This is a genomic window from Streptomyces sp. NPDC004134 (assembly GCF_042874195.1).
GTDB lineage: Bacteria > Actinomycetota > Actinomycetes > Streptomycetales > Streptomycetaceae > Streptomyces.
In genome coordinates this window covers 179,979-192,290 of sequence record NZ_JBIAMS010000005.1, presented here as the reverse complement: position 1 = coordinate 192,290, position 12,312 = coordinate 179,979, and the positions used below count along the sequence as shown (strand labels likewise).

General features: G+C 71.0%; 7 protein-coding genes. 4 read left to right on the top strand and 3 right to left on the bottom strand.

What is annotated here, in order from left to right; genetic code table 11:
- Nucleotides 1-61: 61 nt before the first annotated feature.
- Both ACFYVJ_RS09590 and ACFYVJ_RS09585 read right to left on the bottom strand, forming a co-directional pair.
- The gene (locus ACFYVJ_RS09590) at nucleotides 62-1,657 is read right to left on the bottom strand and encodes a glycosyltransferase family 87 protein (protein WP_388888216.1); all 1,596 of its coding nucleotides are present in this window, start codon (nucleotides 1,655-1,657) and stop codon (nucleotides 62-64) included.
- Between the two features lie 153 nt (nucleotides 1,658-1,810).
- Nucleotides 1,811-4,537, bottom strand: coding sequence for a transglycosylase domain-containing protein (locus tag ACFYVJ_RS09585; protein WP_388888214.1), 2,727 nt, complete (start codon nucleotides 4,535-4,537; stop codon nucleotides 1,811-1,813).
- A gap of 399 nt (nucleotides 4,538-4,936) precedes the next feature.
- Between ACFYVJ_RS09585 and ACFYVJ_RS09580 the strand changes: the two genes are divergently transcribed.
- The 3 genes from ACFYVJ_RS09580 to ACFYVJ_RS09570 all read left to right on the top strand — a co-directional run bounded on the left by ACFYVJ_RS09580 (nucleotide 4,937) and on the right by ACFYVJ_RS09570 (nucleotide 8,151).
- Nucleotides 4,937-5,599, top strand: a complete 663-nt coding sequence (locus ACFYVJ_RS09580; RefSeq protein ID WP_047016789.1) for a PadR family transcriptional regulator — start codon at nucleotides 4,937-4,939, stop codon at nucleotides 5,597-5,599.
- A gap of 50 nt (nucleotides 5,600-5,649) precedes the next feature.
- Entirely contained in the window at nucleotides 5,650-6,732 is a 1,083-nt protein-coding gene (locus ACFYVJ_RS09575; protein WP_326797046.1) for an inositol-3-phosphate synthase, read from the top strand.
- An 84-nt stretch (nucleotides 6,733-6,816) separates the two neighbouring features.
- On the top strand, nucleotides 6,817-8,151 hold the full coding sequence (locus tag ACFYVJ_RS09570; RefSeq protein ID WP_388888210.1) for an MFS transporter: 1,335 nt from the start codon (nucleotides 6,817-6,819) through the stop codon (nucleotides 8,149-8,151).
- Between the two features lie 61 nt (nucleotides 8,152-8,212).
- Here ACFYVJ_RS09570 and ACFYVJ_RS09565 read toward each other — a convergent pair whose 3' ends face one another.
- Complete coding sequence (locus tag ACFYVJ_RS09565; protein WP_388888208.1) at nucleotides 8,213-9,673, bottom strand: CCA tRNA nucleotidyltransferase; 1,461 nt, start codon at nucleotides 9,671-9,673, stop codon at nucleotides 8,213-8,215.
- A 232-nt stretch (nucleotides 9,674-9,905) separates the two neighbouring features.
- On the opposite strand from ACFYVJ_RS09565, the gene ACFYVJ_RS09560 reads away from it, so the two are divergent.
- Nucleotides 9,906-12,296 carry a DUF6049 family protein gene (locus tag ACFYVJ_RS09560; protein ID WP_388888582.1) on the top strand — a complete coding sequence of 797 codons (2,391 nt, stop codon included), beginning with the start codon at nucleotides 9,906-9,908 and terminating at the stop codon, nucleotides 12,294-12,296.
- Nucleotides 12,297-12,312: the final 16 nt, after the last annotated feature.

Here is a 12,312-nt window from a genome sequence, read left to right as displayed (position 1 = left end):
CGGAGGAGGCCGGTCCGGCCTGACCAACCGCTCAGAATGCCCGGTCGGACGCCGTACGACGTCACTCGATGGGGGACACCCGGCCCGCCTTCGCGCTCCCTTCCGCTCCCCACCGCACGCGCATCGCCCCCGGCGCTCCGCCAGCGCCCGGCGGCGCACCCGGCCCGCCCGGAGCGCCCGGGGCACCCGCGAAGCCCGCCGCGTGCCGCCCGTGGCCGGCCTCGGCCAGCACCCGCACGTCCCGCGCCCGGTCCAGGACGCCGCCGCCGGGGTCGTCGTCGCCGAGGCGGCGTACCGGATCACGGTCCGGCATCACGATGTCCCGTACGACCACCGCGCACAGGTACAGCGTGCCCAGCAGATGGGCGGCGATGGCCACGTGGTAGCCGTCCGGGGGCAGGCCCTTGGCGTCCTCGCCGCCGTTGGTGTACGCGAGGTAGAGCCAGATGCCCATGTAGTACGCGACCTCGCAGCCCTGCCAGATGAGGAAGTCGCGCCAGCGGGGCCGGGCCAGGGCGGCGAGCGGGATGAGCCACAGCACGTACTGCGGCGAGTAGACCTTGTTGGTGACGATGAACAGCGCCACGATCAGGAACGCGAGCTGCGCGAAGCGCGGGCGGCGCGGCGCGGTGAGCGCGAGGGCGCCGATGCCGAGGCAGCCGAGGACCATCAGGGCGGCGGCGTAGATGTTGGCGTCGTCCAGGGGCTCGCCGGACCGCTGGGAGATGATCAGCCAAAACGAGCCGAAGTCGACGCCCCGCTCCTGGCTGAAGGTGTAGAACTTCGCCCAGCCGTCCGGCGCCTTGATCATCACGGGCAGGTTGACCACGAGCCAGGCGCCGGCCGCGGCGGCGGTCGCGGTGGCGAACTGCCGTAGCCGCCCGGCGCGCAGACAGAGCAGCAGCAGCGGCCACAGCAGCAGCACGGGATAGAGCTTGGCGGCGGTGGCCAGGCCGAGGAGCACGCCGGCGGCGACGGGGCGGCTGCGGGACCAGGCGAGCATCGCGGCGGCGGTGAGGGCGACGGCGAGCAGGTCCCAGTTGATCGTCGCGGTGAGCGCGAGCGCGGGGGCGAGGGCGACGAGGAGCGCGTCCCAGGGCCGGCGGCGGTGCGTACGGGCGACGCAGACGGCGACGATCGCGACGCAGATCATCAGCATGCCGGCGTTGACGAGCCAGTAGACCTGCTCGCGGTGCACGAGGTCGTCGCCGCCGGGCGTGAGCCAGGAGGCGACCTCCATGAAGAGTCCGGTCAGGACCGGGTACTCAAGGAACTCCATGCCGCCGGACGACTCCGGCGGGATGCGGTCGAAGTACGGCGTGAGGTCGTCGGCGAAGCCGCGGCCCTGGTAGAGGTGCGGGATGTCGGAGTAGCAGGCGCGGGTGTACTGGGCGTTCGCGCCGGAGAACCAGGCGCCGTCGTAGCACGGGTACTTCTGCACCATGCCGAGCGCGAACATCCCGATCGCCACGAGCGCGATCACCCGCACCGGAGTCCACCAGGAGCCGCCGGGCAGCGCCCGGCGCCCGAGCGGGCCGCCGAGGACCTCGCTGCCGCGGGCGGCGATCTCGTCGTGCCGGGTGGGGGCGACGGGCGGCTCGTCCGGCGCCGGGGCGGCGGCCGGCCGCCGGGCCGGGTCGTGGTGCACGCTCGTCATGGAGCCATCCTGCCGTACGGGGGCGGACACGTCTGTCCGGTACGGCTCCTCGCCCGCACGCCAACGGCGGCGGATGGAATCCATCCGCCGCCGTCTCGGGACACGGGACTGCCCCCGGCTAGGCCGTCGGTCCCCGGGATCCGGGGACCGCGGTCATGGGATCAGTCCTCCGCCGTCGTCGCCGCCGTTCGACCCGGCGTTGCCGTTGCCGCCGTTGGGCTGGCCGCCGGTGGTGGTCTCTCCGTTCGTCTCACCGGTGGTCGTCTCTCCGTTCGTCTCGCCGCCTGTGGTGGGGTCCCCGTCGGTCTCACCGCCGGGATCACCCCCGTTGGTGGCGCCGCCGGACTGGCACTCCAGGTCCCACGGCTCGCACGTCTGGCTGGGCGGGGGCGAGGTCGAGGGCGGCGGGCTGCTGGTGGGGTCGTCCGGCTCCTCGCTGGGCTGGGTCTCGGACGGCTCGGGCTCGATCTCCGACTCGGTGGGGGTGGGAACGCCCCCGCCGTCGACGATGTCGCCGAGCGGGCCGGGCTCCGGGAAGTCCCTGACCTCCTCGCCCTTCAGGGCGGCCTTCATGTAGTTGGTCCAGATCTCGGTCGGGATCTGACCACCGTGGATGGAGTCGAAGCCGCCGGTTCCGTTCATCGACAGCAGTTCCTGCTTGTCGCTGCGCGGATCGGTGCGGAAGAGGGTGACGGCCGTGGACAACTGCGGGGTGTAGCCGACCCACCAAGCGGACTTGTTCTTGTCCGTGGTACCGGTCTTGCCGGCCGCGGGCCGCTCCAGGTCGCGCGCGGCGACGCCGGTGCCGCTGCCGAACTCGCCGTACTCCCCCTCGATGACGTTCTCCTTCATCACCTTCGTGACGGTGTCGGCGACTTCCGCGTCGATGCCGCGCTTCGTGGGGTGCTCGTCGTACCCGCCCAGCTCCTTGCCGTCCTTGACCACCTTCGTCACGGAGTACGGCTCGATGTGCTCGCCGGAGGCGGCGAACGTGCCGTACGCGCTGGCCATGCGGATGGCGCTGGGGGTCGAGGTGCCGATGGAGAACGAGGCGTTGTTGTTCGGGTCCATCGAGTCCTCGAGGATGCCGAGGTTCTCGGCCGTCTTGCGGACGTTGTTCAGCCCCACGTCGATGCCGAGCTGGACGTACGGGGTGTTGATGGACAGCCCGGTGGCCATGTTGAGGTCGACGTAGCCGTAGCTCTTGTCGGCCTCGTTGACCTGCCGGAAGTCATCGCCTCCCGGACCGGGCATCGGATCGCCTTCCTGGTTCCGGATGACGATGGCGTTGTTGCCGTTGTACTTGCTCTCCGGCGAGATCGGCTGGCCCTCGCTGCGGTACGTGCCGTTCTCGAAGGCGGACGCGAGGACGAACGGCTTCCAGGTGGAGCCCACGGGTACGCCGAGGGTGTCGGCGTTGTTGGTGAAGTGGTCCTTGTCGAAGCCCTCGCCGCCGTAGAGGGCGACGATCCTCCCCGTCTCCGGATCGACCGAGGCCCCGCCGAACTGGACGTACTTGTCCTTGTCCCGGTTCTTCGGGTCGAGGTACTCCTCGCGGGCGTCGTTGACCGCCGTCTCCATCTGCGCGACCTTCTCCTTGTCGAAGGTCGTGTAGATGCGGTAGCCGCCGCGCTCCAGCTCTTCCTTGCCGATGTCGGAGTTCTTCAGGACGTACCGGTTGGCCGTCTCGATGAGATAGCCCTTCTGGCCCGTCAGACCGGCGCTGGGGTTGTACTTCTCGATCTTGGGGAACGTGTCGAACTTGGCCCGCTCGGCCGGCGACATCATCTTCTGGCCGTCCAGCTCGACCTCGGTCTGCCGGTCGAGGATCCACTCCCAGCGCTCCTCGGCGCGCTTGCGGTTGTCCTCCGGCGAGGCGCCGGGGACGGAGCCGCCCTGGGGGTCGTAGAGGTCGGGCCCCTTGAGGACGGCGGCGAGGAAGGCGGACTGGTCGGGCTTGAGGTTCTCGGCGTCGACGCGGAAGTACGCCTGGGCGGCGGCCTGGATGCCGTAGGCGCCGCGGCCGTAGTACGCGGTGTTGAGGTACCCGGCGAGGATCTCGTTCTTGTCGACCTTCGCGCCCACCTTGATGGAGATGAACAGCTCCTGCACCTTGCGGGAGATGGTCTGCGACTGGTCGTCGAGCCGGGCGTTCTTCACGTACTGCTGGGTGATGGTCGAACCGCTCTGGGTGGAACCGCCGGCGGCCATGTTGAACATGGCGCGGACGATGCCCTTGGGGTCGATGCCGGGGTCGGAGTAGAAGGTGGCGTTCTCCGCGGCGATGACCGCGTTCTGCATCTCCTTCGGGATGTCCTCCAGATCCACGATCTGGCGGTTCTTCTCACCGCCGTACGTGGCCATCTGGGTGCCGTCGGACCAGTAGTAGACGTTGTTCTGCGCCTTGGCGGCGGCGGCGACGCTGGGGACCTCCACCAGCATGTAGCCGAGGAAGAACAGGCCGACGAGCAGCCCGACGCCGAGCACGCACATCCCCGTGACCTGTTTCCAGGAGGGGAGCCAGCGGCGCAGGCCGGTGTGGTTGGAGCGGGGGTAGTCGATGAACCGCTTCCGCGGCGGCGGCTCGGGGCGGCGCCTGCGGCGCGGGCCGTCGTAGCCGCCGGCGGCGGAGTGGCTGCGGCCGTGTCCGGCCGCTCCTGCCGCCGCGCCCGCGGCGGCGCCCGCACCGGCCGCGGTGCCCGCACCGTAGGCGGTGTTCCCGTCGGGGGCTCTCCTTCTGCCGCCACCGCCGCCTCCGGCGGCCCGGCGGCCGGCTGTGGCGCCTCCGTCCGCGCCGGGCGTCCCGCGGCGACCGGAGTGCGCGCCGTGACGGCCTCCTCCGCGGCCGCTGTTCGGCGGCTTGCGACGGTGCTCGCTCATGAAGGGACTACTCCTCGAACAGGTGGCATCGCCTGTCGGCGTTTTCTGTCAGCCGGTCCCCCCGATGCACGACCGGTTCTCTGCCCTCTGGCAACCAGCCGCACTGTACCGAGGACGAAGACGTCCGCATGCGGCTCTCGGTTCCCTTCGGACAGCATGCGGAACAGAGTACGCACCGGCGTTGCCCGCTTTGCGCCGGGTATTACGCGCTTTACCGGACACTTCGGCGCGCCCGGCCAAGCCGATGTGACGCCGTTCACAGAACCCTCACTTGCTGCTGCCCGTGCCCCGTCCTATCGTTTGGATGTATCGAGTCGATACATCCGCGCGACACATCAGTGCGACACATCGGCCCGGTATAACCAGAGCGGGACATCCGCGGCACGGAAGGAGACGGCGATGAGCAGGCGCTCAGGCATCCTGGAATTCGCCATCCTCGGCCTGCTCCGCGAGTCCCCCATGCACGGCTACGAGCTGCGCAAGCGGCTCAACAGCTCGCTGGGGGTGTTCCGCGCGTTCAGCTACGGCAGCCTCTATCCCTGCCTGAAGACTCTCGTCGCACAGGGATGGCTGACGGAGGAGACCGCCCCTGCACCACAGGACGGTCCCGCCGTACCGCTGGCGGGCCGGCGCGCCAAGATCGTCTACCGGCTGACGGCCGAGGGCAAGGAGCACTTCGAGGAGCTGCTCGCCCAAACCGGGCCCGAGGCGTGGGAGGACGAGCACTTCGGCGTCCGCTTCGCCTTCTTCGGCCAGACGTCGCGTGACGTACGCGTCCGGGTGCTGGAAGGCCGGCGCAGCCGGCTGGAGGAGCGCCTGGACAAGATGCGGACGTCGCTGGCGCGCACGCGCGAGCGACTCGACGACTACACCCTGGAGCTACAGCGACACGGGATGGAGTCCGTCGAGCGCGAGGTGCGCTGGCTGACCGAGCTGATCGAGAGCGAACGGGCGGGGCGCGACGAGCGCCCTTCGGGGAACGCCGGTTCTGCAGAGACGGGCGGCCTGCCCCGTGACCGGGACAGCACCCGGCCGGATCCGTCCGACGACACCGCCATCTGAGGTCCTGCCTGCCCTGGCACGGCCTCAACGAAAACAGGGAGCAACCGTCAATGGGTTCGGTACGTGTAGCCATCGTCGGCGTGGGCAACTGCGCCGCGTCCCTCGTGCAGGGCGTCGAGTTCTACAAGGACGCCGCCCCGGGCAGCCGGGTGCCCGGGCTGATGCACGTCCAGTTCGGCGACTACCACGTTCGTGACGTCGAGTTCGTCGCGGCGTTCGACGTCGACGCCAAGAAGGTGGGCCTCGACCTGGCCGACGCCATCGGGGCGAGCGAGAACAACACCATCAAGATCTGCGACGTGCCCAACAGCGGCGTGACCGTGCAGCGCGGCCACACGCTCGACGGCCTCGGGCGCTACTACCGCGAGACGATCGAGGAGTCCGCCGAGGAGCCCGTCGACGTCGCGCAGGTGCTGCGGGACCGGCAGGTCGACGTGCTGGTCTGCTACCTGCCGGTGGGCTCCGAGGACGCCGCGAAGTTCTACGCGCAGTGCGCCATCGACGCCGGCGTGGGCTTCGTCAACGCGCTGCCGGTGTTCATCGCGGGCACCAAGGAGTGGGCGGACAAGTTCACCGCGGCGGGCGTGCCGATCGTCGGCGACGACATCAAGTCGCAGGTCGGCGCCACCATCACGCACCGCGTCATGGCGAAGCTGTTCGAGGACCGGGGCGTCATCCTGGACCGTACGATGCAGCTCAACGTCGGCGGCAACATGGACTTCAAGAACATGCTGGAGCGGGACCGGCTGGAGTCCAAGAAGATCTCCAAGACCCAGGCCGTCACGTCCCAGATCCCCGACCGCGACCTGGGCGAGCACAACGTGCACATCGGCCCGTCGGACTACGTCGCCTGGCTGGACGACCGCAAGTGGGCGTACGTGCGCCTGGAGGGCCGCGCCTTCGGTGAGGTGCCGCTCAACCTGGAGTACAAGCTGGAGGTCTGGGACTCCCCGAACTCCGCGGGCATCATCATCGACGCGCTGCGCGCCGCGAAGATCGCCAAGGACCGCGGCATCGGCGGCCCGGTGCTCTCCGCGTCCTCGTACTTCATGAAGTCCCCGCCCGTGCAGTACTTCGACGACGAGGCGCGGGAGAGCGTGGAGAAGTTCATCCGCGGTGAAGTCGAGCGCTGAGCGCCACTCCACCGCCGACGACTCGCCGTCTTCAGGGGCCCCGGGCTGCAGCCCGGGGCCCCTGGGCATGTGATGCTGAACGCCATGCCCGTTGTCCGCGACCTCCGCAGCCTGCTGAAGCTGCACGGCTTCCGCCGGCTGCTGGCCGTACGGCTGCTCTCCCAGGGCGCCGACGGCGTCTACCAGGTGGCGCTCGCCGCATACGTGGTCTTCTCCCCCGAACGGCAGACCTCGCCGGCCGCCATCGCCTCCGCGATGGCGGTGCTGCTGCTGCCGTACTCGCTCGTCGGCCCCTTCGCGGGCGTACTGCTGGACCGCTGGCGGCGCCGGCAGGTGCTGCTGTACGGGAACCTGCTGCGCGCCGTCTTCGCCGCGGGCACGGCGGCGCTGCTCCTGGCCGGGGTGCCGGACTGGCTGTTCTATCTGTCCGCGCTCTCCGTCACCGCCGTCAACCGCTTCGTGCTGTCCGGGCTCTCCGCGGCGCTGCCGCGCGTGGTGGACACCGAGGAGCAGCTCGTGGTCGGGAACTCCCTGTCGCCGACCGCGGGCACGCTGGCCGCCACGGCAGGCGGCGGCGTCGCCTTCCTCGTCGGGCTGGCCGGGCCCAAGGGGGGCACGGCGGACGCGCTGACGGTGCTGGTCGGCTCGGGGCTGTATCTCTGTGCGGCGCTGGCGTCGCTGCGGATGGCGCCTGAGGCGCTGGGGCCGGACCCGGAGCTGGTGCTGCCGCGGATAAGGGCGGCGGTCGCCAGCACCGCGCGGGGGCTCGTCGCGGGGGTCCGGCATCTGCGTGAGCGGCGCGAGGCGGCACAGGCGCTGTCCGCCATGGCCCTGATGCGCTTCTGCTTCGGCGCACTGACCGTGATGCTGCTGATGCTGTGCCGCTATACCTGGTCCGACGGCGAGGACGACGGCATGGCGCTGCTCGGTGTGGCCGTCGGGCTGTCGGGGCTGGGGTTCTTCGTCGCGGCGGTGGTGACGCCGTCGCTGGTAACGCGGCTGAGCCGGACCGGCTGGATGACGCTGTGCGCGGCGCTGGCGGCGGTGCTGACGCCGGTGCTGGCGCTGTCCTTCGCGCCGGGGCCGATGCTGGTCGCCGCGTTCGTCCTCGGAGTGACGACGCAGGGGGTCAAGATCACGACGGACACGGTGGTGCAGTCGTCGGTGGACGACGCCTATCGCGGCCGGGTCTTCTCCCTCTACGACATGCTCTTCAACGTCGCCTTCGTGGGCGCCGCGGCGGCCGCGGCGGCGCTGCTGCCCGCGGACGGGCGCTCGGCGGTGCTGGTGGTGGGAGTCTCGGTGATCTTCGCGGCCGTCGCCTTGTCGATGTTTCACGTGAAACACGCGCCCGTGGAACAGGGGCACCCGCCGGTCCTGGAGGGCGGCGCCGAGCCGCATGTTTCACGTGAAACATGACGCCCGCGCCGGGAGCCGTGCCACCGTCCCCGTACGCCGCCGGTCTACGGGGCCGTAGCCCCTACGCGGGCGGGTTCTGCTCCGCCCACCACGCGCGCAGCGCCTCGACCGCCGCCTCGTGCCCCATCGGCCCGTGCTCCAGCCGCAGCTCCAGCATGTGCCGGTACGCGCCGCCGACCGCGGGCCCGGGGCCGATGCCGAGAATCTTCATGATCTCGTTGCCGTCGAGGTCCGGGCGGATCGCGTCCAGCTCCTCCTGCGCCTGCAGCCGGGCGATGCGCTCCTCCAGCCCGTCGTACGCGCGCTGCAGGGCCAGCGCCTTGCGCTTATTGCGCGTGGTGCAGTCGGAGCGGGTCAGCTTGTGCAGCCGCTCCAGCAGCGGCCCGGCGTCGCGTACGTAGCGGCGCACCGCGGAGTCGGTCCACTCACCGGTGCCGTAGCCGTGGAAGCGCAGGTGCAGCTCGACCAGCCGGGAGACGTCCTTGATCTGGTCGTTGGCGTACTTCAGCTTCGTCATCCGGGCCTTGGTCATCTTGGCGCCCACCACCTCGTGGTGGTGGAAGGAGACCCGGCCGTCCGTCTCGAAGCGGCGCGTGCGCGGCTTGCCGATGTCGTGGAACAGCGCCGCGAGCCGCAGCACCAGGTCGGGCCCGTTCTCCTCCAGCGCGATGGCCTGCTCCAGCACGATCAGGGAGTGCTCGTAGACGTCCTTGTGCCGGTGGTGCTCGTCGCGCTCCAGCCGCAGCGCGGGCAGCTCCGGCAGCACGTGCCCGGCCAGCCCGGTGTCGACGAGGAGGTGCAGACCCAGGCGCGGGCGGGAGGCCAGGACCAGCTTGTTCAGCTCGTCCCTCACCCGCTCGGCGGACACGATCTCGATGCGCGCGGCCATGTCCGTCATCGCCGCGACGACCTCCGGCGCCACCTCGAAGCCCAACTGGGCCGCGAACCGCGCGGCCCGCATCATCCGCAGCGGGTCGTCGCCGAAGGACTCCTGCGGGGTGCCGGGGGTGCGCAGCACCCGGGCCGCCAGGTCGTCGAGACCGCCGTGCGGGTCGACGAACTCCTTCTCCGGCAGCGCCACGGCCATCGCGTTGACCGTGAAGTCGCGGCGGACGAGGTCCTCCTCGATGGAGTCGCCGTAGGACACCTCGGGCTTGCGGGAGGTCCGGTCGTACGCCTCGGAGCGGTACGTGGTGATCTCGATCTGCAGATCGCCCTTGCGGCAGCCGACGGTGCCGAACGCGATGCCGACCTCCCACACCGCGTCCGCCCACGGCCGGACGATGTCGAGCACCCGCTCCGGGCGGGCGTCGGTGGTGAAGTCGAGGTCGTTGCCGAGCCGGCCGAGCAGCGCGTCCCGTACGGAGCCGCCCACCAGCGCCAGCCGGGCGCCGGCGTCCTGGAAGCGGTGCGCCAGGTCGTCGGCGACGGGGGAGACGCGCAGCAGTTCGCTGACGGCGCTGCGCTGGGCACGGCTGAGCGTGGCCTGCTGGGTTCGGTGGTCTTCGCGGGCATTCGGCACAACAGAACAGGGTACGGCCCGTGCGCCGCGGGACCGCAACTGGCCACCCTCGGCGGCCTCTCCGTACGCCCCCGGTGTCGATCAGGTGGCCGACGGCCCGGGGGTTGACGCGGTCCCCGCCACCCGGCGTCCCGTACCTCGTTACCATCGGGGTCCAAGGCAGGCGGCACAAGGCCGCGGGCCGGGCACGAGGACAATGAGGACGGGCGAGCGCGTGGCCGAGCTGGCACATTTGACCGGGTTCCCGGGCGGCTCTCCCGCCCGTCCCCCGGCCCACCGGCGGCTGCTGACCGCCCTGCTGCTCGTGGCGCTGCTGCTGCCGGCCGCACTCGTACAGGTGCCGACGGCGGGCGAGGCGCACGCGCAGCCGTCCGGCTCCCGCTCGGTGAACGTGTCCGTGGACTACATGAACCCCTCCGTCCCCTCCGGGGGCGACGACCTGACGGTCTCCGGCAAGGTCACCAACAAGACCGACGCCAAGATCACCGACCCGCATGTCTCCCTGCGCCTCAGCGGCCCGCTGACGAGCCGCAGCGAGGTCACCCAGGCCACCGAGCGCACGGGCTGGATCTCGGACTACGACGGGACGGAGATCGACGGCCCCGGCACCGAGGAGCTGAAGACCCTGGCTCCCGGGATGAGCCGTGACTTCAGCATCACGATCCCCGTGAACCGGCTGCCGCTGGACGCGCCCGGCGTCTACCAGCTCGCGGTCTCCCTCAGCGGCACCTCCGCGGACATCGGCTACGAGCAGGTGCTCGGCATCGAGCACACCTTCCTCCCCTGGCAGCCCGACGACCTGTCGACCAAGACCCGGCTCACCTTCGTCTGGCCCGTCATGGCCGCCCCCCAGCTCACGGCGCGCACCGAGGCGGACGAGCAGCAGACGCCGGTGCTCGCCAGCGACCGGCTGCTGGAGCAGATGGAGCCCGGCGGCCGGCTGCAGCAGATGGTCGCGCTCGGCGAGGAACTGCCCGTGACGTGGGTCATCGACCCGGATCTGCTGGCCACGGCGTCCGCGATGACGGAGGCGTACAACGTGGTGGGCGAGGACGGCGAGACCGTCCCCGGCAAGGGCCAGGCCACCGCCCAGCAGTGGCTGCATGACCTGCAGAACGCCGTGAAGGGCCGCGAGGTCGTCGCGCTGCCCTTCGGCGACCCCGACCTCGCCTCCATCGCTCACCGCGGCCGCAAGGTCTCCGGCACCCTCGACCAGCTCGGCGACGCCACCACCCTGGGCCGTTTGACCGTGAAGTCGGAGCTCAATCTGGAGCCGGAGACGGACCTCGCGTGGCCGGCGGACGGGGCGATCGACAAGCGCATCGTCGGCGTCGCGGGCGCGGCCGGGGCGAAGTGGATCCTCGCCCGCAGCGACAGCATGACCGAGAGCGGCCTGTCGTATACGCCGACCGCGGCCCGCCCCATCGGGGGCGGCCGGACGGCGCTGGTGGCCGACGCACAGCTCTCCCGGGCCTTCGAGGGGGACATGAGCCGGGCGGAGACGTTCTCCCTGGCCATCCAGGAGTTCCTGGCCCAGACCCTCGTGACGACGCTGCAGCAGCCGAACCTGCAGCGCAGCATCGTCGTCGCCCCGCAGCGCACCCCCACGCTCGGCCAGGCGCAGGCGATGGCGGAGGCGCTCGGCGACCTCGACACCAGTACGTGGATGACGCCGCTGAACCTCAGCAGCGCCGCGGTGGAGCCGGCGGACCCGGGCGCCACCCGGACGGTGCCGAGCACCGGGGCGTACCCAAAGAAGCTGCGGAAGCAGGAGATCCCGCGCGAGGCGTTCGAGCGGATCCTCGACACCCGGCTGCACCTCGACAACTTCTCCGAGATCCTGAACGACAGCCGCCGCGTGACCGTCCCCTTCGGCAACGCGCTGCTGCGCGAGATGTCCACGCAGTGGCGCGGGCGCAAGACGGAGGCGGAGGCGTTCCGGCGGGAGGTGCAGGGCTACCTGGAGGACATCACCTCGCAGGTGCAGCTCATCGACAAGTCGGACCTCACGCTGTCCGGCAACAGCGGCACGATCCCGGTGACGGTGCAGAACAACCTGGTGCAGAACGTCCGCGGGCTGGAGCTGCGGCTGACGTCGAACGTGCCCAGCCGGCTGCGGATCGAGGAGGAGCGGCAGTCCATCGAGGTGGCGGGCGGCCACAGCACCTCGGTGAAGTTCGAGGCGTCCGCGCGGGCCAGCGGCCCGGTGACCATCACCGCCCAGCTCTACACCGCGGACGGCAGGCCCTTCGGCGCGGAGAAGACCTTCAAGGTGGAGGTGACGTCCATCACCTCCACGGTGCTGCTCGTCATCGGCGCCGGGATCCTGCTGCTCGTCCTCGCCGGGGTACGCATGTACTCGCAGCGCAAGCGCGCCGCCAGGACGGCGGAGGCGGGCGAAGAGGCGGACGGGAACGGGGAAGAGGACGGAGACGGCGACGGGGACGGCGGCACCGGCGGCGCCGGGAGCCCGGAGGACTCGGCGGATCCCGGTAGCGACGGCGATACCGGGGAAGCCGACAAGGAGGCACACGGAACGCACCTCACCGGGGGCGACCGCGCCGACGACACCGACACCGAAAGCGGTGCCCGGTCGGGTGCCAGTGAGAGAGTGGAGCGGTGAGAGCGACCAGGCCGTT

Bases quoted from the DNA above. Each gene is read 5' to 3' on its own strand.
- ACFYVJ_RS09570 (WP_388888210.1), top strand. From the start codon at position 6,817: ATGCCCGTTGTCCGCGACCTCCGCAGCCTGCTGAAGCTGCACGGCTTC.
- ACFYVJ_RS09575 (WP_326797046.1), top strand. From the start codon at position 5,650: ATGGGTTCGGTACGTGTAGCCATCGTCGGCGTGGGCAACTGCGCCGCG.
- ACFYVJ_RS09580 (WP_047016789.1), top strand. From the start codon at position 4,937: ATGAGCAGGCGCTCAGGCATCCTGGAATTCGCCATCCTCGGCCTGCTC.
- ACFYVJ_RS09585 (WP_388888214.1), bottom strand. From the start codon at position 4,537: ATGAGCGAGCACCGTCGCAAGCCGCCGAACAGCGGCCGCGGAGGAGGC.
- ACFYVJ_RS09590 (WP_388888216.1), bottom strand. From the start codon at position 1,657: ATGACGAGCGTGCACCACGACCCGGCCCGGCGGCCGGCCGCCGCCCCG.